The following is a 23,972-nucleotide window of genomic DNA, read 5'->3' on the forward strand; positions in this document are numbered from 1 at the left end:
TCCCCGTGACGCCGCACGGACGCCACCGTGTCCGTGCCGGGACGTCCTGCCGGAACCCGGTCCGGGGCCGCCGCGCGCGTGCGGCCTCCCCGGTATTCACGCGGGCGGGCACCCGACGGCGGTGAAGGCGGCGAACCGCAGCTCGGTGTTGTCGCCGCGCATCCCCACCCCGCCGGGGCCGGTGAGGACCCCGGGTTCGGTGTCCACGGCCTCGGCGACCGTCCTCCCGTCGACGAGGAGCCGCAGGCGGACCGTGGCCTCGGCGGTGGTGCGTACCTGCGCCTCGACGGGGTGCCAGCTGTCGTACGGGATCGCGCAGGACGCCTGGGCGAGGGTCGTGTACGTGCCCTCCGTGCCGTCGGCGGCCCCGGGCGGGAGGCACTTGCGCTTGATGACGACGAGTCCGTCGCGCCGCCGGAAGCTCAGCGCGTACAGCTCCTGGGGGCTGCGGTAGCGGAGCCAGAGGTGCCCGCCGTCCCAGTCCGTCGCGGGGGTACGGGCGGTGGTGCCTGGGGGCCGCAGCCGGACCCGGGTGCGTACGGCGGTGTCCGCGAAGTCCCGTCGTACGGTCACCGCGCGCAGCACCGAGGAGCCGGTGTGCAGCCGGGAGAGCGGGTCCGGGGAGAGCCCGTCGGGGGCACCGCTCCAGGCGCTTCCCCGGTCCGCGAAGAGCGATCCGCTGGTGACGGTCCAGTCGGGGTCGGTGCGGGCATCGGCGGCGCCGGAGTGCCGGTGGGCGTACTCGTTGGTGATCAGGCCGGAGCCGGGGAAGACCGCGACGAAGGCAGGGACGTCCGGAAACCCGCAGGTCAGCGGGGCGGCCTTGGCCGGGGCCGGGAGCGCCGCCTCGGCGTTGTGCGCCTCCGGGCCTCGCCGCCCCCCGCCTCCCGCACCGCCCTCCCCGGTCCCCGCCCCGGCCGGGGGCCCGTCGGTCAACGGCAGGACGCCCGTCGTGGCCGCGAGCCCCAGCCCGACCACCGCGCGGCGGCTGTACCCGGGGACAGGCCCTTCCTGCCGCCGGCGGCTCACCGCGCCTCCGCCGTCGGCGGGGCGGCCCCGGCGGTCTCCGTACCGGCTCGGGTCCCGGTCGCCGTGTCCGTACCGGCTCCGGCTCCGGGCAGTGCGGCGACCCGGAGGGCGGCGAAGCGGGGCCACTCCCCCTGGGCGTCGCCGTTGCGGATGTTGAGGGCGAGGCCGCCCCTGCCGTTCCCGCCGGCGGCCCCCGGCTCGGTCCACTCGATCCGGAAGCGCCCGTCGACCACGATCTCGGTACGGTCGCCCCGCACGGTGACGCGCACCCGGTGCACGGTGTCGTCGTGGAGCGTGCGCCGCGCCACTTCGGTCCGGCGGTCCCCGGTCCCCGCGAAGAGGCTGACGTAGCTGTGGCTCAGGGAGACGGTGAGGGGCACCCGGCTGCCGTCGCGTACGACGATGCCGACGTTGTTCGTCGCCTCGCGCAACCGGTCGACGGTCACGTCCACCGTGTAGTCGGTCCAGTCCGCCGTGGCGACGGGCCGGTAGGCGGCCTCCGCGTACCCCGTCCTCCCCGGGTAGGGCCCCCGGCCGGTGAAGACGCCGGTGAGGACGACGCCGGTGCCGCCCCGGCCCGCCGTACCCGTGGGCTCCCAGCGGGCCGTGTCCTTCAGCGGGTCGGGGCAGGCGGCCGGGGGCACCGCGGTCCAGAGTTCCAGTCCGGCGCGGAACGCGGGGAGGTCCGTCGCCCGGGTGATCTCCATGCGCCGCACCTCGCGCGCCGCCGCGGCCCGGCGTCCGGCGGGGAGCGGCCGGTCGGAGTTGTTCGTCAGGGCGGCGGTGAACCGGCGGGCCAGTTCGCGCCGGAGGATGCCGTTCGGGGTACGGGGGTCGACGGGCTCCGCACCCTTCGACGCCTCCGACGCCTCCGACAGCTCCGACGCCTCGGACGCCTCGGAGAAGGGGTACGCGAAGAGGCGCGGCCGGGGCAGGCCGTGCCGGGCGATCTCCGCGAGCGAGGTGTCCAGGTCCCCGGCGATCCTCGCCCGGTACTCGTCCACGCGCTCGGGCCGCCCCTCCCCGGGCAGCCAGAGGCGGCTGGAGAGCGCCGACGCCCGCGTACCGGCCGTGTCCACCTCGCCCCGCCGGTGCTGGGCGTGGGTGTGGTCCTCGAAGTCCCACCGGCCGGTGGCGGCCATGCGCCCGATCTCCTGCCAGGAGAGGTAGTACGGACGGTGGCGGCCCACCGATCCGGTGATCAGGAACGCCGCCGCGTGCATCCGGTACTTGGCGAGGATGCGGTCGGCGTGCACCCAGAGACCGTGGGTGCCGTCGTCGAAGGTGAGGTAGACGGACCGGCGGGCGGGCGGGGCTCCCCCGTCGAGGTAGCGGACGAACTCCTCGGTGGTCAGGCTCCGGTAGCCGGCCCTCGCCAGGGTGGCGAGCTGCGCGTCGAAGTCCTCGGGGGTCACGGTGTACTTGCCGCGGCCGCCGGGCCCGATGTCGTGGTACGCCAGCACGACGGGGGGCGCCGCCGCGTCGTCCGCGGGACCGGCCGCGACGACGGTGGGCGGCGCTCCGGCGGGCGGGGCCGCCTGCGGGGTGACCTGGCCGCGGTGGGTTTCGTACCGCCACACCGCGTAGAACGGCAGGGCGACCAGCGCCAGGGCCAGCAGCCCGAGCAGGGCCCGTACCGCCGCCGCCCGCGCCCGTACGGGGGCCGGTCCGCCGGGGCTCACGTCAGGTCTCCCCGGAACAGCACCAGCAGGTAGAGGGCGAGGACCGCGCAGACGGTCAGCGCCCCGGCCAGCAGCCGGGCCGCGCGGCGTGCGGCACCGCCGTCGGGCGCCCCCGGGGCACCCGTACCCGTGCCGCCCCGGTTCTCCTCGCCGAGCCGCCAGCCACTCGACCTCCGGTCGCCCGCCCTCACGTCGCGCTCCTCGACCAGATGCCGCGTCGCACGGTGAACAGGGAGTACGGGAGCAGCCAGGCGAGGACCACCGAGGAGAAGAGGGACATCAGGGGGCGGTATCTCCAGCGGGTGTCGCCGGGGTGGTCGACCCGGTAGGCGAGGCCCCAGACGCAGCCCTTGAGCAGGACACCGCAGACGTAGAGGAGGGTGAGGAAGTACGCGCCGTGCAGGGGGGCCCGGACCAGGTGGAGGACGGCCATCAGCGGTGCGGCGACTACCCAGAGCACGTGTCCGTAGAAGAGGACGGCCGGTCCGGGGCCCCGGCGCCACATGAAGGAGCCGGTGAAGAAGAGGTTGCGGATGAAGCTCTTCTTCCAGCGGACCTGCTGGCGCATCAGGGGGGCCAGCCGGGCGGGAACGTTGGTACGGACGTGGGCCGACCGGACGTAGCCGACCCGCCAGCGGCGTTCGGGGTGGTCCTCGGCCGAGACGAACGGGGAATCGCGGTAGCGGTGCTTGAGGGACCGGCCGATCCACGCCTGCCCGAGGACGTACCCGGTCAGCTGGCGGTCGGTGGCGAAGCGGAAGGGAGCGCCCAGGAAGCGGTCCCCGGCCCAGGCGGGGAGGTAGTTGACGATCGCCTCCCGGCGGAAGACCGCGAGCGGCCCGGAGACGCAGGAAACCGAGCCGAAGGAGGACTCCGCCGCCTTGGCGATCCTGAACTGGCCCTCGTACCAGACGTCCTGGACGCGGGTCAGCAGCGAAGCCTCCGGGTTGAGCGCCCTGCAGTGCCCGCTGACGGCGCCGAGGTCCGGGTGGCGGGCGAGGGCGTCCACGCAGCGGCGGAGCGCGTCGGGCGCCAGCACGCAGTCGGAGTCGGTGAACGCGATGACCTCGGCGTCCGCCCGCGCGCACCCGGCGACCAGGGCGTGCTTCTTCCCGACGTTCTCGTCCAGCAGCAGCACGGTGACGCCGAGTTCGTCCCGCAGCCGGACCAGGATGTCGCGGGTCCCGTCGGTGGAGAAGTCGTCCACCACGATGATCCGCACCCCCGGGCAGTCCGAGGCGGCCATGGAGCGCACGCACGCCTCGATGGCGCCGGCCTCGTCCTTCACCGCGAGCAGGAAGTCGACGCGCGGCCGGGCGGCGAGCGGCGGGAAGCCGGGGTCGGGCTCCCGGGGGCCGGAGGTCGTCGAGGGGTCCTCGTACCGGCTGTAGGCGAGGTACAGCACGGCGATCGTGCCCCCGAGGACCACCAGGCCGTACACCGGGACGGTGGCCAGGTGCGGCAGCCGGAGCGCCTGGCGGGCCAGGAGCACGGTCAGGGGCATCAGGCAGATCAGCACCACCAGCCGCCGCACTCCACGCCCGGCCCCGGGGGCCGCCGCCGCGAGCCACCGGGTGAGGGAGCGGGCGAGCCGGCGCACGGGGCGGACCGGGCGGGCGGGCGCGGGGGCGCGGCCGGAACCGGACCGCCGGGCGGCGGGCGGGCGGGGCGGTGCGCCGGGGGTCCGGTCGGCGGGGGTGCTGTCGGCAGGGGTGCTGTCGGCAGGGGTCCGGTCCGTCAGGGTCATACGGGCTCCCCCGCCGGCCCGGCCGAACCGACAGGCCCGGCGTAACCGACAGACCCGGCCGAACCGACAGGCCCCGCCGGTCCGACCCGCTCCTGTGCGCCGGCCGAACCGGCCACCCCCTGCGAACCGGCCCGTCCGTCCACTCCCCGCGACGCGGCCGACCCGGCCGACCGGTGCGCTCCCGCCTCGCCCTGCGCCGCTCCGGACACCCCGCCCGCCCGGTAGGTCCCGGCGGTTCCGGGCCCCCTGCGGTCCTGGGAGATGTCCAGCACCGTGTGTTCGGGGCCCAGCCGGCTCAGATCGGTGCCGGGGTGCAGGGTGTGCAGCACCACCAGGTCCCACTGCTGCTCCCACGGGTCGGCGAGGCCGGTCAGCGTGGCGCCGCGCAGTTGGGCGCGGGGTACCAGCGGGTCCGTGAAGGCGACCGTCGCGCCCCAGTCCGCGAGCAGCCCCATGATCTCCAGCGCCGGGCTCTCGCGGACGTCCGCGACGCCCCGCTTGTACGCGATCCCGACCATCAGCACGCGCGACCCGGCGAGCGGAATTCCCCGTGCGGCGAGCTTTGCCGTGATGAGCCCCGCCATACGGCCGGGGCGCTCCGCGATGGCCCGCATCGACGCGTCGACGACCGGCGACGGAATCCGTTCGGCCCTCAACTGCCAGAGCAGGTAATGGGGGTCGCACGGAATGCAGTGACCGCCGACCCCGGGGCCCGGGTAGAAGGGCATGAAGCCGTACGGCTTGGTCGCCGCCGCGTCGATCACCGCTCGGGGTTCCAGTCCGAAAACCGCGCAACTGTCGGCCAGTTCGTTCGCCAGCGCGATGTTGACGGCCCGGAACGTGTTCTCCCAGAGTTTGGTCATCTCGGCGAGTTCCGGACTTCCGACCGTGTGGACCGAGGGGGCGATCCGTGAGAAGACCGAGGCGGCCGAGACGGTGGAACGGCGCCCGGCGCCACCCACGACGCGCGGGGTGAGGTCCTGGCTGTGGCCGGCGTTGCCCGGGTCGATCCGCTCGGGAGCGAACGCCACGAAGACGTCCGTCTCCACCTTCATCCCCCGGGCCGCGAGCGGCGTGAGCAGCAGATCGCGGGTCGTCCCCACGTAGCTGGTGGAGGTGAGCACCAGCAGCTGGCCGGGCACCGCGTACGCGACCGCCGAGGCGCAGGCCGTGGTGAGCATGGAGAGGTCAGGCACCTGGTGGCGGTCCACGGGGGTGGGGACGCAGATGACCACGGTGTCCGCCCAGGCGGAGGCCCGCGGGTCGTCCGTGAGCAGGAAGGCGGCGTCGAGCAGGGCGTCCGCCAGGCGTTCCCGGTCCCGCGGCGTCAGGTCCACGGCGCCCGCGCGGATGTCGCGCAGCCGGTCCGCGCTGACGTCGATCCCGATCACCCGTACCCCCGACGCCCGTAGCGCCAGGGCCGTCGGCAGCCCGACGTACCCCAGCCCGATCACGGCGACGGCCCGCCCATGGCGCTCCGTCCGCGACAGCGGGACGCGGAACGGCGTACCGTCCTCCGGCGCCGGATCGGGGCCGGGCGGGGCTTCCGGGCCGGTAAAGGCGCTGGAACTCGGGGGCGTTGGGGAATTCCGGTCGGGTTCGGTGCGCCCTTGGGCGGGAACGTCTCCCGCCGGAGCGGAGGATGCCGGATGTTCCGTCCCGGAGTTCGCGCCCGGTTCGACCGGATTCTGATGTCGTCCTGTCACCACGGACGAATCGTGCCCGATTCGTCACGAAAGAGGGGGACGGACACGGCGCGAGAGCGCGATCGGGTATTTCCCGCCATCCGTTCGCATACTCATCATTTCAATGAGCCCTGCCCGGAAGGAAATGCGCACGCCGCTCCTGACAATTCGACGATGGAATGATCGTACGACCGAACCGACGGGCCGTCACTCGTGCGCCGATGCGCACCCCGGCCCCGGCCCCGGGCCCCACCCCCAGGCCGACCCGCAGGCCCCCGCACCCCAGCACCCGGCCGCGCTCAGCCCGCCCCCGCACCCTCGCTCAGCCCTCCCCCGCACCCTCGCTCGGCACGTGCCGTGCATGGCTCGTTATGAGCCATGCACGCCGAGCGTCTCAGCACGTGAGCCGGAGCCCCTGAGCCCCGAAAATTTCGAACAGGCCGCATGCGGCCGCGCCCCGTCGTTCTCGGTGGTTACGGCGCCGGACGGCCGGCGGGTGTCGGCACGACGAAGATCGACGAAACGTCCGCTTAACGAACACCGGCCACCCGGCAACGGACGAGTTCTGGCCAAATCGTTGACGCGCTCCTGACAGAGGCCTGTCGCGACTGTCACTCTTCCGTCGTTCCGCGCACCGCCTGCACTGCCGACCGGGCCACTGCCCGCCGGTACCCCCCTCGCAGAAGGAGTCCGCGTGAGACTCACGCACAGCCGTCGCACCACCGCGACCGGCGCACTCATAGCCGCGGCGGCCCTGGTCGCCGTGGGAGTCACCTCGCCCTCGGCGACCGCCACCCCCGCCTCGGCCCCGGCGGTCTCCCCCGCCCTGGGCAAGGTCAACTCGGGTGCGCTTCCCGCGGCGCTCTCCCCCGCCCAGCGTGCCGCCCTGATCTCCGCGGCCGACGCGGACAAGGCGACCACCGCCAAGGAACTGGGGCTCGGCGCGACGGAGAAGCTCGTCGTCCGTGACGTCGTCAAGGACGCCGACGGCACGGTGCACACCCGTTACGAGCGCACCCTCGGCGGGCTGCCGGTCCTCGGCGGCGACCTCGTCGTCACGTCGAGCACGGCCGGCGCGACCGAGTCCGTCACCAAGGCTTCCCCCGCCACCAGCGCGCAGCTGAAGGCCGTCGACACCGTCGCCGACATCGCCCCGGCCGCCGCCGAGAAGCAGGCGCTGAGCGCGGCCTCGGCCGACGGTTCGAAGGCCACCACGGCGAGCCAGGCCCCCCGCAAGGTCGTCTGGCTGGCGAACGGCTCCCCGAAGCTCGCCTTCGAGACGGTGGTCGGCGGCCTCCAGGAGGACGGCACCCCGAACGAGCTGCACGTCGTCACCGACGCCGCCTCGGGCGCCAAGCTCTTCGAGTGGCAGGGCATCGAGACCGGTACCGGCAACACGCAGTACAGCGGCACCGTCACCCTCGGCACCTCGGGCACCACGGGCTCGTACAACCTCACCGACTCCACCCGCGGCGGCCACAAGACGTACAACCTGAACCACGGCACGTCCGGCACCGGGACGCTCTTCTCCGGCGCGGACGACGTCTGGGGCAACGGCGTCGGCACCAACACCGAGACCGCGGCCGCCGACGCCCACTACGGCGCGGCCGAGACGTGGGACTACTACAAGAACGTCCACGGCCGCACCGGCATCAAGGGCAACGGCGTCGCCGCCTACTCCCGCGTCCACTACAGCAACAACTACGTCAACGCCTTCTGGACCGACAGCTGCTTCTGCATGACGTACGGCGACGGCGCCGGCAACGCCGCCCCGCTGACCTCGCTGGACGTGGCGGCCCACGAGATGTCCCACGGCGTCACCGCGGCCACCGCCGGACTGGTCTACAGCGGCGAGTCCGGTGGCCTCAACGAGGCGACCAGCGACATCTTCGCGGCGGGTGTGGAGTTCTACTCCAACACCGCGGCCGACCCGGGCGACTACCTCGTCGGCGAGAAGATCAACATCAACGGCGACGGCACCCCGCTGCGCTACATGGACAAGCCGAGCAAGGACGGCGGGTCGTACGACTCGTGGTTCTCCGGCATCGGCAGCTCCGACGTCCACTACTCCTCGGGCCCGGCGAACCACTTCTTCTACCTGCTCTCCGAGGGCAGCGGCGCCAAGACCGTCAACGGCGTCTCCTACAACTCGCCGACCTCGGACGGCCTCGCCGTGACCGGCATCGGCCGGGACAAGGCGCTGGCGATCTGGTACCGGGCGCTCACCACGAAGTTCACCACGACGACCAACTACGCCTCCGCGCGTACCGGTACCCTCGCCGCCGCCGGTGAGCTGTACGGCACGACGAGCGCCGAGTACACCGCCGTGGCCAACGCCTGGGCCGGCATCAACGTCGGTACCCGTCCCGGCGGCACCACGCCCCCCACCGGGACGGTCTTCACCAACAGCACCGCCGTCTCGATCCCGGACAACGGCGCCGCTGTCACCAGCTCGCTCACCGTCTCCGGTGTCACCGGCAACGCCCCGAGCACCCTCCAGGTCGGCGTGGACATCACCCACACCTGGCGCGGTGACCTGGTCGTCGACCTCGTCGGCCCGAACGGCACCTCGTACCGGCTGAAGAGCTCCTCTTCGAGCGACTCGGCCGACAACGTGGTGGCGACCTACTCGGTCAACGCCTCGGCGCAGGTCGCCAACGGTGTCTGGACGCTGAAGGTGCAGGACGTCGCCTCGGGCGACACCGGCAAGATCAACAGCTTCAAGCTCACCTTCTGACCCACGGGACCCGGTCCGGCCCGACCGGCTCCGCGCCGGCCCGGTGACGGACGAACGCCGGACGGCCCGGGAGGAGATCACCTCTCCTCCCGGGCCGTCCGCACGTTCCGCGCCGGCTGTACCCCGTGCCCCCGGTCAGCGGAGCACCGGCCCGCCCTCCTCCTCCCCGACGCTCGCGTCCGGCAGGGCCACCAGGCCGAGTTCGGCCCCGGATGCCAGCAGCGGGTGGGACGGCAGGACGCGGACGGTGTACCCGTACGGGCCGGTACGGTCCAGCGAGAGCGGGCCCTCGTAGATCCGGTGGTCCTCCAGGTCGCCGGTGCCGGTCACCTTCAGCGGGGTGGTCTGGGCGTCGACGAGGGCGTCACCGGAGTCCACCCGCCCGGCGACGACCTGCACTTCCAGGTCCTCGGGGGCGAGTCCGCCCAGCGCGATGCGGACCCGCAGCGCGAGGGTGGCGCCCAGCTCCGCCGATCCGCTCGCGGCGGTGTCGGTGACCGTCTCGACGTGGTCGACGGCCACCTGCGGCCACGCCGCCCGTACCTTCGACTTCCAGGCGGCGAGGTCCCGTGCGGCCGGGGCGTCGAGTGCGCGCCGGGAGACCGCGGCGGGGGCGTAGAGCCGCTCCACGTACTCCCGGACCATGCGTCCGGCGAGGAGCTTCGGGCCGAGGGCGGCGAGGGTGCGGCGGACCATCTCGATCCACCGCTCGGGCAGCCCGTGCTCGCCCTGGTCGTAGAAGCGCGGGGCGACCCGGTCCTCGATCAGCGCGTAGAGGGCGTCGGCCTCCAGTTCGTCGCGCCGGTCGTCGTCGACGGCGGAACCGTCGGCGGTCGGGATGGCCCAGCCGAAGTCCGGCTCGAACCACTCGTCCCACCAGCCGTCGCGCACCGAGAGGTTGAGGCTGCCGTTCAGGGCTGCCTTCATCCCGCTCGTGCCGCAGGCCTCCAGCGGGCGCAGCGGATTGTTGAGCCACACGTCGCAGCCGGGGTAGAGCTTCTGCGCCATGGCCATGCCGTAATCGGGCAGGAAGACGATCCGGTGGCGCACCTGGGCGTCGTCGGCGAACCGGACCAGCTCCTGGATCAGCCGCTTCCCGCCGTCGTCGGCGGGGTGGGCCTTGCCGGCGACGACGATCTGGATGGGCCGGGTCGGGTGGAGCAGCAGCCGGGTCAGCCGGTCCTTGTCGCGGAGCATCAGGGTGAGCCGCTTGTACGAGGGGACCCGGCGGGCGAAGCCGATGGTGAGGACGTCGGGGTCGAGGACTCCGTCGATCCAGCCGAGTTCGGCGGTCCCGGCGCCGCGCCTGCGCCAGGAGGCGTAGAGGCGTTTGCGGACCTCGGTGACGAGCTGTTCGCGCAGCACCCGGCGCAGGTCCCAGATCTCGCGGTCGGGGATGGCGGAGACGGCGTCCCAGCGGCGGGGGGTGCCGGTGCGGTCGGCGCCGTTGCCGGTGGCCACCTCGCCTCCGGCGAGCGCGTCCCGGGCGCGGTCCTCGCCGACCTGCCGGGCGCCCAGGCCCAGCACCTCGGGGGCGACCCAGGTCGGCGCGTGCACGCCGTTGGTGACGGAGGTGATGGGCACCTCCGCCGGGTCGAATCCCGGCCAGAGCCCGGAGAACATCTCCCGGCTGACGGCCCCGTGCAGGGTGGAGACGCCGTTGGCGCGCTGGGCGAGCCTGAGCCCCATGACCGCCATGTTGAAGATGCCGGGGGTGCCGCCCTCGTACGTCTCCTCGCCGAGGGCGAGTACGCGGTCGACGGGGACTCCGGGGAGTTCCCCGTCGTCGCCGAAGTGCCGGGCGACGAGCTGGCGGTCGAAACGGTCTATGCCGGCGGGGACGGGGGTGTGGGTGGTGAAGACGGCACCGGCCCGGACGATCTCGAGCGCGGAGTCGAAGTCGAGCTCCGCGCCGCCGAGTTGACCGGCCGACTGACCGGTCGCGCCGGGTTGTCCGTGCGCCTGGCCGGGTCGGCCGGGTGCCTGGCCGGCTCCGGTGAGCTCCCGGATGCGTTCGAGTCCGAGGAACCCGGCGTGGCCCTCGTTGGTGTGGAACACCTCGGGGGCGGGTGCGCCGGTGAGCCGGCACCAGGTGCGCACGGCGCGCACCCCGCCGATGCCGAGGAGCATCTCCTGGAGGAGCCGGTGGTCGCTGCCGCCGCCGTAGAGCCGGTCGGTGACGTCGCGTTCGCCGGGGGCGTTCTCCTCGACGTCGGAGTCGAGCATGAGGAGGGGGACCCGTCCGACCTGCGCCTTCCAGACGCAGGCGTGCAGGGAGCGTCCGCCGGGCAGGGCGAGCACCACCCGCGCGGGGGTGCCGTCGTGTTCGCGCAGCAGGGTGACCGGCAGCTCGTTGGGGTCGAGCACCGGATAGGTCTCCTGCTGCCAGCCGTCGCGGGAGAGCGACTGGCGGAAGTAGCCGTGCCGGTAGAGCAGGCCGACCCCGATGAGCGGGACGCCGAGGTCGCTGGCGGCCTTGAGGTGGTCGCCGGCGAGGATGCCGAGTCCGCCGGAGTACTGCGGCAGCGCGGCGGTCACTCCGAACTCGGGCGAGAAGTAGGCGATGGAGCTTGGGAGTTGGATGTCCTGGGCGAGCTGGCTCTGGTACCACCGGTCTCCGGTGAGGTACCCGTCGAGCTCGTCGGCGGCCTCGCCGAGGCGGCCGAGGAACTCCTCGTCGCGGGCGAGTTCGGTCAGCCGGGAGGCGGAGACGGAGCCGAGGAGCCGCACGGGGTCGGCGTCCTCCGGGCGCCACCCCTCGGGGTCGACGGACCGGAAGAGTTCCTGGGTCTCGGTGTGCCACGACCACCGCAGATTGCGCGCGAGGTCGTGCAGGGGTCGCAGGGAGTCGGGGAGGACGGGACGTACGGTGAACCGACGAATGGCCTTCACGCGTTCCACCTTTACAGGGGAGTTGCGAATCCGAGGGGACGCCGCACCACGGTGTGCGCCGCTCCACCACGACGACGGTAACGGCCTCCCGCCCCGTAGGGCCACGGCGCACGGGGGTCCCGGCGCGGTCCGGCGCGCGTCCGCGGGCCCTCGCGCCGCCCTCCGCACACCGCCCCAGGAGTCCCGGTGGTCCCGGCAACCCCGCCCGCTCCGAACGGATATGGCTGATTTCACCCCCTCGGGCGACCTTGTGGGCCCGGGCCGGCCGGGAGAGGCTTCCGGGGTGGCGAACCCACCGGGAGGTGCGAGTCGCCTGAGCGCGGGTACCCGGTGACTCGTGTGACGCCGCACGCCCGGAGTCCGGCGTCGGACGCGCCCGGCGTCCGGATTACGACCCAGTAGTTAACACGGCGCCGGGTTGACCACGCGAAATCGGTGGGAAGGCTACCCGCGTACGCAGCCGACCCGGCATCACACGTCCTCGCGCACACCCCCGCAGCGTGCGCACCGTCCCCGCGGACGCCAGCCATTCGAGTGCCATTCGAGTGAACGCGGACAGGAGCGGCCATGCCCACAGCCCGTCAGCAGACAGCTGAGCAGCTACAAAGGACTGATCCCCATTCTCGCGGCACGCGGATGCGGTCCTCGCCGCGCGTGCCGTCGTCCCCGCACGCCCCGCTCCAGCTTTCAGGTGATGTCATGATCGGTCGTATCCCCGTCCTGGACGTCCGCCCGCTCGTCGACTGCGGCAGACGCCCGGCGAAGGCGGTGGTGGGCGAGACCTTCCAGGTCTCCGCCACCGTCTTCCGCGAAGGCCATGACGCGGTGGCGGCCAACGTCGTACTGCGCGACCCGAGCGGGCGGCGCGGCCCCTTCGTGCCGCTGCGCGAACTGGCTCCCGGGACGGACCGGTGGGGAGCGGACGTCACCCCGGACTCCGAGGGGCGCTGGACGTACAAGGTCGAGGCGTGGAGCGACCCGCTGACCACCTGGCGGCGGCTCGCGCAGATCAAGATCCCGGCCGGCATCGACACCGAACTGGTGCTCGCCGAGGGCGCGGCGCTCCACGAGCGTGCCGCGTCGGGCGTTCCGAAGAAGGACGGGCGGGAGGCGGTTCTGGCCGCCGTCGACGCGTTGCGCGACGCCGGCCGTACGCCCGCGGACCGGCTGGCGGCCGCGCTCACCCCGGCGGTGGCCGACCCGCTCGCGCGCTTTCCGCTGCGCGAGCTGGTCACCGCTTCGCGCCCCCTGCCGCTGGTCGTCGAGCGCCCGCGTGCGCTGTACGGGGCGTGGTACGAACTCTTCCCGCGCTCCGAGGGCGCCCGCCGCGAAACCGTCCCCGGCGGAGGGACCCGGCTGGTCAGCGGCACGTTCCGGACCGCGGCCGAGCGGCTGCCGGCGGTGGCCGCGATGGGCTTCGACGTCGTCTACCTGCCGCCCGTCCACCCCATCGGCACCTCCCACCGGAAAGGGCCGGACAACACCCTGACCGCGGGCGCCGACGACCCGGGCGTGCCCTGGGCGATCGGTTCGGCGGACGGCGGCCACGACACCGTCCACCCCGGCCTCGGCACGCTGGAGGACTTCGACCACTTCGTGGAGACGGCCCGCACTCTGCGGATGGAGATCGCGCTGGACTTCGCGCTCCAGTGCTCCCCCGACCACCCCTGGGTGAAGGAGCACCCGGAGTGGTTCCACCACCGCCCGGACGGTTCGATCGCGTACGCCGAGAACCCGCCGAAGAAGTACCAGGACATCTTCCCGATCGCCTTCGACAAGGACATGCGCGGGCTGATCGCCGAGACCGTGCGGGTGCTGCGGTTCTGGATGGACCGGGGGGTGCGGATCTTCCGGGTGGACAACCCGCACACCAAGCCGGTCGTCTTCTGGGAGCGGGTGATCGGGGAGATCAACGGCGCCGACCCGGACGTGGTCTTCCTCGCCGAGGCGTTCACCCGCCCGGCGATGATGCACACGCTGGCGAAGGTCGGTTTCCAGCAGTCGTACACGTACTTCACCTGGCGGAACACGAAGCAGGAGCTCACCGAGTACGCCACCGAGGTCTCGGGCGAGTCGGCCGCGTACATGCGGCCCAACTTCTTCGTGAACACCCCCGACATCCTTCCCGGTTACCTCCAGGACGGCGGGCGGCCGGCCTTCGAGGCACGGGCCGTGCTGGCCGCGACGCTCTCCCCGTCCTGGGGCGTGTACGCGGGATTCGAGCTGTGCGAGAACACCCCGGTGCGCCCGGGGAGCGAGGAGTACCTGCACTCGGAGAAGTACGAACTCAGGCCCAGGGACTGGGAGTCGGCGGAGCGGGAGGGACGCTCGCTGGCTCCGCTGATCACGTCGCTCAACCGGATCAGGCGCCGCCATCCGGCGCTCCGGCAGCTGCGTGACGTCCATTTCCACTCCGTCGACAACGAAGCGCTGATCGCGTACAGCAAGCGCTCCGGATCGAACACCCTCCTGGTGGTCGTGAACCTCGACCCGCACCACACCCAGGAGGCCACGGTCTCGTTGGACATGCCGCAACTCGGCCTCGACTGGCACGAGAGCGTGCCGGTGCGCGACGAGCTCACCGGCGACACCTATCACTGGGGCAGGACCTTCTATGTGCGCCTAGAGCCGGGTATCACGCCCGCGCACATCGTCGTCCTGCGACCGTCCCCGCCGACCGGAGGGTCACCCACACCATGATCGTGAATGAGCCTGTTCCCGACACCTTCGAGGACACACCCGCCAAGGACCGGGATCCCGACTGGTTCAAGCGCGCCGTCTTCTACGAGGTACTCGTCCGGTCCTTCCAGGACTCCAACGGCGACGGCATCGGAGACCTCAAGGGCATCACCGCCAAGCTGGACTACCTCCAGTGGCTGGGCATCGACTGCCTCTGGCTGCCGCCGTTCTTCAAGTCGCCTCTGCGCGACGGCGGTTACGACGTATCCGACTACACCGCGGTCCTTCCGGAGTTCGGCGACCTCGCCGACTTCGTGGAGTTCGTGGACGCCGCGCACCAGCGCGGCATGCGCGTCATCATCGACTTCGTCATGAACCACACGAGCGACCAGCACGAGTGGTTCCAGCAGTCCCGGTCGGACCCCGACGGGCCGTACGGCGACTACTACGTCTGGGCCGACGACGACAAGCAGTTCCCCGACGCGAGGATCATCTTCGTCGACACGGAGACCTCGAACTGGACCTTCGACCCGGTGCGCAAGCAGTACTACTGGCACCGGTTCTTCTCGCACCAGCCCGACCTGAACTACGACAACCCGGCGGTGCAGGAGGAGATCATCTCCGCCCTCCGGTTCTGGCTGGACCTCGGCATCGACGGCTTCCGCGTGGACGCCGTGCCGTACCTCTACCAGCGCGAGGGCACCAACTGCGAGAACCTCCCCGAGACCCACGGCTTCCTCAAGCGGGTCCGTAAGGAGATCGACGCCAACTACCCGGACACGGTGCTGCTCGCCGAGGCCAACCAGTGGCCCGAGGACGTCGTCGACTACTTCGGCGACTACCAGGCCGGCGGCGACGAGTGCCACATGGCGTTCCACTTCCCGGTGATGCCGCGCATCTTCATGGCGGTCCGGCGGGAGAGCCGCTACCCGGTCTCCGAAGTCCTCGCCAAGACACCGGCGATCCCGAAGAACTGCCAGTGGGGCATCTTCCTGCGCAACCACGACGAGCTCACCCTCGAAATGGTCACGGACGAAGAGCGCGACTACATGTACGCGGAGTACGCCAAGGACCCGAGGATGCGCGCCAACATCGGCATCCGGCGCCGCCTCGCCCCGCTGCTGGACAACGACCGCAACCAGATCGAGCTGTTCACCGCCCTGCTGCTGTCGCTGCCCGGCTCCCCGATCCTCTACTACGGGGACGAGATCGGGATGGGCGACAACATCTGGCTGGGCGACCGCGACGGGGTGCGCACCCCGATGCAGTGGACACCGGACCGCAACGCCGGCTTCTCCTCCAGCGACCCCGGCCGGCTCTTCCTGCCCACGATCATGGACCCGGTCTACGGCTACCAGGTCACCAACGTCGAGGCGTCGATGGCGTCGCCCTCCTCGCTGCTGCACTGGACCCGCCGGATGATCGAGATCCGCAAGCAGAATCCGGCCTTCGGGCTGGGCGAGTACACCGAACTGCCCTCGTCCAACCCGGCGGTGCTCGCGTTCACCCGCGAGTACGGGGACGACCTCGTGCTGTGCGTCCACAACTTCTCGCGGTTCGCACAGCCCACGGAGCTCGATCTGCGGTCCTTCAACGGACGCCACCCGGTCGAACTGATCGGCGGCGTGCGGTTCCCGGCCGTCGGCGAGTGGCCCTACCTGCTCACTCTCGCCGGCCATGGCTTCTACTGGTTCCGCCTGCGGAAGGAAGCCCCGGCCATCTGACGTGCTCCGCCGGGGCGTTACGCCCGGAGGAACGGTGCGCACGGCTCCTGCGGGACGGTTTCCGCCGTCCCGCACGGGGCACTCTCCCCCACATCGAGCGCTGGAGGACCCGGACGGCCGTTGGGCCATTCGAGTCCGTACGGACCATCCTCACCCGACACGTCCCGCACAGCCGGACAGCCATTGCCGCAATCCGGGACACTCCTCGCATCTGTGTGCCCGGGGAAAGGACGCGATGCCATGTCGGAGGCTGCATCCACTCACGTCGCCCTGGCGAAGAGCACCACGAAACAGGCGCCCCACGCGCAACCCCATCCGAGGCCCGGGGGCGCGACGACGGGGACGGCACTGCTGCCCTCACTCGCCCCGCTGCTCCACGACTGGCTCCCCCGGCAACGCTGGTTCGCCGGCAAGGGCCACCCGGTGGCCGGGTTCACCCTGGTCTCCGCCACCGAGATACTGCCGGTGGACGCCTCGGCGACCGGCCCCGGACTGCTCCACCTCCTGGTCCGGGTCCACCAGCCGGGACTGCCCGCCCGCGCCACCGGTGACTGCTACCAGCTCCTGCTGGGAGTCCGGACCACCCTGCCGCCGAGCCTGGCCGCCGCCCTCATCGGGCGGGTGACGGACGGACCGCTGGCCGGCCGCACCGTGTACGAGGGCCTCCACGACCCCCGCCTCGCCGGGCTTCTGCTGGAACGGTTCCGCCGCCCGGGGCCGCTCGGCGCGCTCCGCTTCGAGCGCGCGGAAACGATTCCGGCGGGGCTCGCGCCCCGGCTGCTGGACACCGAGCAGTCCAACTCCTCGCTCGTCTTCGGCGACGCGTACATCCTGAAGATCCTGCGGAGAGTCTTCCCCGGGACCAACCCCGACCTGGAACTGCCGCTCGCCCTCGTCGGCGAGGGCTGCGGACGGGTGCCCGCACCCGTCGCCTGGTTCGAGGCCACCACCCCGGAACCGCTCACCCTCGGAGTGCTGCAACCCTTCCTGCGCGGTGCCGAGGACGGCTGGCAACTGGCCCTCGGCGCGCTCGCGGAGGGACGCGACTTCGTCCCCGAAGCGCGCGCGCTCGGCCGGGCCACCGCCGAGGTCCACACCGCGCTCGCCTCCGCCCTGCCGGGCCCGGACCTGCGCCTCCCCGGCATCGGACAGCTGGTCGCCGGGATGACCGAGCGGCTGGAGTCGACCGCGCAGGCGGTCCCCGCGCTCCTGCCGTACGTCCCCGCGCTGCGCGCCGCCTTCGAGGCGGTGGCGGGGCTCGGACACCGGGGCCGCTCCTGGGCCACCCACCGGGTCCACGGCGATCTGCACCTCGGACAGACCCTGCGCGCCGCCGACGGGTTCTGGTCACTGATCGACTTCGAGGGCGAACCCGCCCGGCCGCTCGCCGAACGCCGCAGCCCGCAGCCACCGGTCCGCGACGTCGCCGGAATGCTCCGGTCCTTCGACTACGCGGCCCGCTCCCACCGCCCGTGGAGCGACGCGTGGGCGGAGCGCTGCCGCTCCGCGTACTGCGAGGGATACGCCGACGTCTCGGGCACCGACCCGCGCAGCGAACCCGAGCTGCTGCGCGCCCACGAGACGGACAAGGCGGTCTACGAGGTGCTGTACGAGGCACGGCACCGCCCCGACTGGCTGCCCGTCCCGATGGCCGCGATCCAGCGGCTGGCCGCGTCCACCTGATCCGGGCCGCGCGGCATCCCCGCCGCGCGGCCCGGAGGACCCTCGGGCGCACCCCGGCCCGTCGGTCCTCGCCTTCCGCACGCCCCGCCCCCACCCCGACCGACCCCCCGAGGAGGCCGTCCCCCGTGACCGCCCGTAAGCCGTCCAGCGACACGCCCGAACCCATCGAGGCCGTACCCGCCCCGCAGCCGGTGACGACCGGGGCGGCCGACGGGCCGGTGCCGGCGGCCTCCGCCGCCACCACGGCCACCGCCACCGCACCTGCGGCCGCTCCGGCAGCCGCACCCCCGGCCAAGCGTTCCAAGGCCAAGCGGAAGACCGGAGTGCCGCCCCGCCCCCGGCGCGGCGGCGCCGAGGAGGGCGTCCGGCCCGCGCCCGCCCTGCACGACGCGGACCGGGGCCGGCTGCTCGCCGGCGAGCACCACGCCCCGCACGACGTGCTCGGGGCGCACCCGTACGACGGCGGGGTGCTGGTGCGGGTGCTGCGCCCGCACGCGCGGGCCGTGACGGTGCTGGCCCAGGGGGTGCACGCGGGACTCCGCGCCGAACTCCTCGACGACGGCGACGGCTTCTTCTCCGGCGTGCTGCCGCTCGCGGACGTACCGGAGTACCGGCTGCTGGTCGGCTACGCGGACAACGAGATCGAGATCGAGGACCCGTACCGCTTCCTGCCCGCCATCGGTGAGCTGGACCTGCACCTGATCGGCGAGGGCCGGCACGAGGAGCTGTGGACCGCGCTGGGCTCACGGGTCATGGAGCACCAGGGCGTCGCCGGGACCCGGTTCACGGTCTGGGCGCCCAACGCGCGGGGGGTGCGGATCGCGGGCGACTTCACCTACTGGGACAGCACCGGGCTGCCGATGCGCTCGCTCGGGTCGACCGGGGTGTGGGAGCTGTTCCTCCCCGGCGTGGGCGAGGGCGCGCTCTACAAGTTCGACATCTGCCGCCCGGACGGTTCGCACACCCTGCGCGCCGACCCGATGGCCCGCGCCACGGAGGTACCGCCCGCCACCGCCTCGGTCGTCACGGCCTCGCACTACGTGTGGCAGGACGGCGACTGGATGGACCGGCGCGGCGACCGCCCGGTGCACGAGGCGCCGTTCTCCGTATACGAAGTCCATCTCCCTTCCTGGCGACCGCGCCTGACGTACCGCCAGCTCGCGGAGCAACTCCCCGCGTACGTCAAGGACCTCGGCTTCACGCACGTGGAGCTGATGCCGGTCTCCGAGCATCCCTTCGGCGGCTCCTGGGGCTACCAGGTGACCGGTTTCTACGCGCCGACCTCGCGCATGGGAACCCCCGACGACTTCCGCCACCTGGTGGACTCGCTCCACCGGGCGGGCATCGGCGTGATCATGGACTGGGTGCCCGCGCACTTCCCGCGCGACGAGTGGGCCCTGGCCGAGTTCGACGGGCGCCCGCTGTACGAGCACTCCGACCCGTCCCGCGCGGCGCACCCGGACTGGGGCACCCTGGAGTTCGACTACGGCCGCACCGAGGTCCGCAACTTCCTCGTCTCCAACGCCACTTACTGGTGCGAGGAGTTCCACATCGACGGCCTGCGGGTCGACGCGGTCGCCTCCATGCTCTACCTCGACTACTCCCGCGAGGACGGCCAGTGGTCGCCCAACGAGCACGGCGGCCGGGAGAACCTGGACGCGGTGGCCTTCCTCCAGGAGATGAACGCGACCGTCTACCGCCGCAACCCCGGAGTGGTGACGATCGCCGAGGAGTCCACCGCCTGGAACGGCGTCACCCGCGCCACCCACCACACCGGCCCGGACGGCTTCGGCGGGCTCGGGTTCGGGCTGAAGTGGAACATGGGCTGGATGCACGACTCCCTCACCTACATGGCGAAGGAGCCGGTGCACCGCAAGTACCACCACAACGAGATGACCTTCTCCATGGTGTACGCGTACAGCGAGAACTACGTGCTGCCGATCTCGCACGACGAGGTGGTGCACGGCAAGCAGGCGCTGGTCTCGAAGATGCCCGGTGACTGGTGGCAGCAGCGCGCCAACCACCGCGCCTACCTCGGCTTCATGTGGGCCCACCCGGGCAAGCAACTCCTCTTCATGGGGCAGGAGTTCGCGCAGGGCGCCGAGTGGTCGGAGGGCCACGGCCCGGACTGGTGGCTGCTCGACCCGGCGTACGAGGCCTCCGGCGACCACCGCGGCGTACGCGACCTGGTCGGTGACCTCAACGCGGTGTACGGCGCGGTCCCCGCGCTCTGGCAGCGCGACACCGACCCGGGCGGCTTCAGCTGGGTGGACGGCGGCGCGGCGGAGGACAACGTCCTGGCGTTCCTCCGCTACGACGCGGACGGCTCCCCGCTGCTCGCGGTCTCCCACTTCTCCCCGGTGGTCCGGCACGACTACCGGATCGGGGTGCCGGAGTCGGCCGAGAGCTGGGTGGAGGTGCTGAACACGGACGCGGCCCGCTACGGCGGCGGCGACGTCCGCAACGAGGAGCCGCTGAAGCCGGAGGAGGTGCCGGCGCACGGCCGCCGGACCAGCATCACGGTGACCCTGCCGCCGCTGGCGACGGTCTGGTTCCGCCCGGCCTGACCCGCGGCGGTCACACCCCCGCGTCCCCGGAAGCCCGGACCGCACGGTCCGGGCTTCCGGGTGTTCCGCCGGCGTACCGGCCCGGGGTGGTTCCCATGATCCGTTTGAAGTGCCGGGTGAGGTGCGACTGGTCGTGGAACCCGGCGGCGGTGGCCACCTCGCCCGGCGGCCGCCCGTCGAGCAGCAGGCGGCGGGCCAGGTCGACGCGGCGGGAGGTCAGGTACTGGTGCGGCGCGATGCCGAACGCGCCGCTGAAGGCCCGTACCAGATGGGTGGGGTGGGCGTGGACCAGTCGCGCGGCCTCGGTCAGGGTGAGCCCCTCGGGGAGCCGCTCGTCGAGCAGGTCACGCAGGTTCCGGGCGATGCCGCGGCCGTCGGGCACGGTACCGCTGGAGCCGGGTCCGGGACTCAGGAGCGCCCGCAGCCGCTCCCCCACGAAGGCCAGCCGGCTCTCCGCCTCGAAGGCGTCACCGGGGTGCGCGAGCGCGGCGTGCAGCTGCCCGACGCGGGTGCGCAGCAGGGGGTCGGTGAAGTCCGGGTGGTCGACCGCAGGACCGATGAGGCTCGCGTCGAGCTGCGTCATGTCGAGGTAGACGACGCGCTTGCGGAAGCCGTGCGCCGTGGCGGGCGAGCCGTTGTGCGGGACCTGCGGGGGCAGCAGGCTCACGGTGTCGCGCGGGGTTCCGCGCTCGTACCGGTCGAGGTCGTAGCGGACGGCTCCGTCGTCGACGATCAGGAGGGTCCAGGAGTCGTGGACGTGCATGGGGTAGGCGTGCTCGGTGAAGTGGGCGTGCAGGACCTCGACGACGCCCGCGACGTGCGGGCGCCATGCGGAGATCTCCTGCTGCTGCTCCTGCGAGGACGTCACGCAAAGAACGTACAAGACGGGGCGGCCGGGCATCGCGGAGTCTCGGAGCATGAACACCCAGAACGAGAACACCGCCCAGGTCACCGCCCCGGACGAGAACGCGCCCGTCCGCTTCGACAACAAGATCGCCGTGCTGCTCCGCGAGGACCTGGAGACCTGGCAGCGACTGAACGTGACCGCCTTCCTGGTCAGCGGGCTCGGCACGGTGGCGCCCGAGGTGGTCGGCGAGCCGTACGAGGACGCCGACCGGACCCCGTACATGCCGATGTTCCGCCAGCCCGTGCTGGTCTTCGAGGGGACGAAGGAGGTGCTGACGGCCGCGCACCGCCGGGTGCTCTCCCGTGCGCTGCCGAGGTCCCTGTTCACCTCGGACCTGTTCGCCACCGGCAACGACCGGGACAACCGGGCGGCCGTACGGGCCGTGGGCGCGGACGCGCTCGACCTGGTGGGCCTGGCGGTGTACGGGCCGCGCAACGCGGTGGACAAGGTGCTCAAGGGCGCACGCATGCATCCCTGAGTCTCAGGAGCCGAAGGCGGGGGTCCGGCCGGCGTCGTCCCAGGCCTCGCGGGCCGCGGCGATGACCGGCCGGTGCTCGATCGACCAGTCCGCCAGTGCCTTGACCAGGTGGGTGAGGCTGTGCCCCAGCTCGGTGAGCTCGTACTCGACCTGGGGCGGGACCGTCGGGTACACGGTCCGGTTCACCAGGCCGTCGCGCTCCAGGCGGCGGACGGTCAGGGTCAGCATGCGCTGCGAGACCCCGCCCGGAATCCGTCGCTGCAGCTCCTTGAAGCGCCGTACCCCGGACGCGAGCTCGACGATCACGTAGACCGACCACTTGTCGCCGAGCCGGTCGAGGACGTCCCGTACACCGCACTCGTCCTGCGGCGTCTCGCAGACGATCACGGGCTCCTGCGGCTCGGACGTGGTTACACCGGTGTGCCCTACCGACATCGAAGTGCCTCCTTACGCGATCGGCGTCTGCTCCCGAGGATGAGAACACACGGCTCAGGAGGGAACTTCCATGTTGCTCATCACCGGTGCGAACGGCGCACTCGGCAGGCTCGTCGCCGAGGAACTGGCCGGTCGCGAAGGCCTCGTACTCGGTACCCGGACCCCGCGGTCCGCGGCCGAACGGCGTATCGACTTCGACGACCCGTCGTCGCTGGACTTCACCGGCGTGAAGACGCTCCTGCTCGTCTCCGCCGGATACGGCGAGGACGACGTCGTCCTCGCCCGTCACGACGCCGCGATCTCCGCCGCCGAGAAGGCCGGAGTGCGGCACCTCGTCTACACCAGCCTGAGCGGCGACGGCGATCACCTGCCCTTCGCCCTCGCCCATCGCTGGACCGAACGCCGCCTGATGCGTTCCCCGCTGGCGTGGACGGTACTGCGCAACGGCCTGTACGCCGAGTTCCTCGCCGCCGTCGCGGCGCCCGACGCCGACGGCACGATCGTGGCCCCCCTGGGCGGAGGCAGGTTGGCGGCGGTGGCCAGGGAGGATCTGGCGGCGGTGGCGGCCCGGGTGGTGGCCGAGCCCAGCGCGCACGAGGGAAAGGTCTACGAACTCGTCGGCGAGGAGCCGTTGGGCGGTGACGACCTGGCGGACGCGGTGGGCGGGCGTTACCGGCCCGGCTCACTCGCCGCGACCCGCGAGGCGATCGCCTCGGCCGGTGACGCCCTCCCCTTCCAGGTGCCCATGCTCGTCGGCGCCTACTCGGCGATCGCCGCGGGCTTCCTCGACGGCAGCGGAGTCGAGGACAACGCCCTGCCGAGGCTTCTCGGGCGCGCGCCGCGACCGGCTCTGGAGGTGTACCGGGCAGGGGTGAAGCCGCCGGCAACGGCCGGCGAACCGCCCCGGTGACCGCGTCGGCCTGAGCGCCCTGACAGTTCGAAGCACGTCCCCGGGGTGATCCAGCCGCGCCCGGAGGACGCGATGGTCACGGCGATGCTGCGGCCTTCGCGGCCCAGCAGATGTGCCGTGGCCTGAAGGAGGACACGATCGCCGGCTGTGAGCGGCTGATCCGGCAGTTCACCGAATTCTTGATCGATGGCCGTTGCGGCTGGGCGACCGCGTGTGAAGGCGCCTCCGGTACGCGCCCGGTGGCGATCCGCCACGAGTGAGACACCCTCGCCCAGGTCGACGACTACGAGAGCGACGCACCCCACGGTCGTGCCTCCCGGTTCAACGCGGTGCGGCACCGGGCCGGGCTGGGGGCCCTCGTGGCCGGGTGGTGCTCAGGCTGTCAGGCGGGCCAGAAGCGCGGGATGGTCGGCCAGGGCCGGATTTCCCCCGCGAGGCGGTCGACCAGGTGGAGGGCCATTCCGGATGCCTCTCGAAAACACCAGTCACGCGCATACCCCGGAACGCAGAAAACCCCCGTGCCACAAGGCACGGGGGTCTCCCGGAAAAATTGTTCGGCGGCGTCCTACTCTCCCACAGGGTCCCCCCTGCAGTACCATCGGCGCTGAAAGGCTTAGCTTCCGGGTTCGGAATGTAACCGGGCGTTTCCCTAACGCAATGACCACCGAAACACTATGAAATTAACCAACCGGATGAAAACACGGCGGTTGTTATTTCAGAACCAACACAGTGGACGCGAGCAACTGAGGACAAGCCCTCGGCCTATTAGTACCAGTCAGCTCCACCCGTTACCGGGCTTCCACATCTGGCCTATCAA

At 72.3% G+C, this 23,972-nt stretch carries 15 protein-coding genes and 1 rRNA gene; 7 read left to right on the plus strand and 9 right to left on the minus strand.

What is annotated here, in order from left to right; genetic code table 11:
- Nucleotides 1–96: 96 nt before the first annotated feature.
- Genes ACWCSV_RS06455 through ACWCSV_RS06475 form a run of 5 tightly spaced genes read right to left on the minus strand, consistent with a single transcriptional unit; the run spans nt 97 to nt 5,912 of the window.
- Nucleotides 97–1,029: a hypothetical protein gene (locus ACWCSV_RS06455; RefSeq protein WP_451139064.1), complete on the minus strand. Its 933-nt coding sequence runs from the start codon at nt 1,027–1,029 to the stop codon at nt 97–99.
- Nucleotides 1,026–2,711 carry a polysaccharide deacetylase family protein gene (locus tag ACWCSV_RS06460; protein ID WP_451139066.1) on the minus strand — a complete coding sequence of 562 codons (1,686 nt, stop codon included), beginning with the start codon at nt 2,709–2,711 and terminating at the stop codon, nt 1,026–1,028. The genes ACWCSV_RS06455 and ACWCSV_RS06460 overlap by 4 nt, the downstream gene beginning before the upstream one ends.
- Nucleotides 2,708–2,902: a hypothetical protein gene (locus ACWCSV_RS06465; protein WP_451139068.1), complete on the minus strand. Its 195-nt coding sequence runs from the start codon at nt 2,900–2,902 to the stop codon at nt 2,708–2,710. Before ACWCSV_RS06465 ends, ACWCSV_RS06460 begins: the two co-directional genes overlap by 4 nt.
- Nucleotides 2,899–4,458 carry a glycosyltransferase family 2 protein gene (locus tag ACWCSV_RS06470; RefSeq protein WP_451139070.1) on the minus strand — a complete coding sequence of 520 codons (1,560 nt, stop codon included), beginning with the start codon at nt 4,456–4,458 and terminating at the stop codon, nt 2,899–2,901. Before ACWCSV_RS06470 ends, ACWCSV_RS06465 begins: the two co-directional genes overlap by 4 nt.
- On the minus strand, nt 4,455–5,912 hold the full coding sequence (locus tag ACWCSV_RS06475; RefSeq protein ID WP_451139072.1) for a nucleotide sugar dehydrogenase: 1,458 nt from the start codon (nt 5,910–5,912) through the stop codon (nt 4,455–4,457). Before ACWCSV_RS06475 ends, ACWCSV_RS06470 begins: the two co-directional genes overlap by 4 nt.
- A gap of 925 nt (nt 5,913–6,837) precedes the next feature.
- On the opposite strand from ACWCSV_RS06475, the gene ACWCSV_RS06480 reads away from it, so the two are divergent.
- Complete coding sequence (locus tag ACWCSV_RS06480; RefSeq protein ID WP_451139074.1) at nt 6,838–8,880, plus strand: M4 family metallopeptidase; 2,043 nt, start codon at nt 6,838–6,840, stop codon at nt 8,878–8,880.
- A gap of 135 nt (nt 8,881–9,015) precedes the next feature.
- Here the strand turns inward: ACWCSV_RS06480 and glgP are convergent, their stop codons facing one another.
- Nucleotides 9,016–11,772, minus strand: a complete 2,757-nt coding sequence (gene glgP / locus ACWCSV_RS06485; protein ID WP_451139076.1) for an alpha-glucan family phosphorylase — start codon at nt 11,770–11,772, stop codon at nt 9,016–9,018.
- 699 nt (nt 11,773–12,471) lie between these two features.
- Here glgP and ACWCSV_RS06490 point away from each other — a divergent pair.
- From ACWCSV_RS06490 to glgB, 4 genes are all read left to right on the plus strand, one after another.
- Nucleotides 12,472–14,472, plus strand: coding sequence for an alpha-1,4-glucan--maltose-1-phosphate maltosyltransferase (locus tag ACWCSV_RS06490; RefSeq protein WP_451139078.1), 2,001 nt, complete (start codon nt 12,472–12,474; stop codon nt 14,470–14,472).
- A complete protein-coding gene (gene treS / locus ACWCSV_RS06495) occupies nt 14,469–16,175 on the plus strand; it encodes a maltose alpha-D-glucosyltransferase (protein WP_266709274.1) in 1,707 nt (568 codons plus the stop codon). Before ACWCSV_RS06490 ends, treS begins: the two co-directional genes overlap by 4 nt.
- Nucleotides 16,176–16,415: 240 nt before the next feature.
- Nucleotides 16,416–17,858, plus strand: coding sequence for a maltokinase N-terminal cap-like domain-containing protein (locus tag ACWCSV_RS06500; protein ID WP_451139080.1), 1,443 nt, complete (start codon nt 16,416–16,418; stop codon nt 17,856–17,858).
- A 125-nt stretch (nt 17,859–17,983) separates the two neighbouring features.
- Entirely contained in the window at nt 17,984–20,425 is a 2,442-nt protein-coding gene (gene glgB / locus ACWCSV_RS06505; RefSeq protein WP_451139082.1) for a 1,4-alpha-glucan branching enzyme, read from the plus strand.
- A 10-nt stretch (nt 20,426–20,435) separates the two neighbouring features.
- Here the strand turns inward: glgB and ACWCSV_RS06510 are convergent, their stop codons facing one another.
- Nucleotides 20,436–21,326, minus strand: a complete 891-nt coding sequence (locus ACWCSV_RS06510) for an AraC family transcriptional regulator (RefSeq protein WP_451139120.1) — start codon at nt 21,324–21,326, stop codon at nt 20,436–20,438.
- 16 nt (nt 21,327–21,342) lie between these two features.
- On the opposite strand from ACWCSV_RS06510, the gene ACWCSV_RS06515 reads away from it, so the two are divergent.
- Entirely contained in the window at nt 21,343–21,810 is a 468-nt protein-coding gene (locus ACWCSV_RS06515; RefSeq protein WP_451139084.1) for a DUF2000 family protein, read from the plus strand.
- A gap of 3 nt (nt 21,811–21,813) precedes the next feature.
- On the opposite strand, the gene ACWCSV_RS06520 is transcribed toward ACWCSV_RS06515, so the two are convergent.
- Nucleotides 21,814–22,245: a winged helix-turn-helix transcriptional regulator gene (locus tag ACWCSV_RS06520; RefSeq protein ID WP_451139086.1), complete on the minus strand. Its 432-nt coding sequence runs from the start codon at nt 22,243–22,245 to the stop codon at nt 21,814–21,816.
- 70 nt (nt 22,246–22,315) lie between these two features.
- On the opposite strand from ACWCSV_RS06520, the gene ACWCSV_RS06525 reads away from it, so the two are divergent.
- The gene (locus ACWCSV_RS06525; RefSeq protein WP_451139088.1) at nt 22,316–23,155 is read left to right on the plus strand and encodes an NAD(P)H-binding protein; all 840 of its coding nucleotides are present in this window, start codon (nt 22,316–22,318) and stop codon (nt 23,153–23,155) included.
- Nucleotides 23,156–23,707: 552 nt separating this feature from the next.
- On the opposite strand, the gene rrf is transcribed toward ACWCSV_RS06525, so the two are convergent.
- Nucleotides 23,708–23,824, minus strand: a 5S ribosomal RNA gene (gene rrf / locus ACWCSV_RS06530).
- Nucleotides 23,825–23,972 lie beyond the last annotated feature (148 nt).

Source organism: Streptomyces sp. NPDC001770 (genome assembly GCF_053596135.1).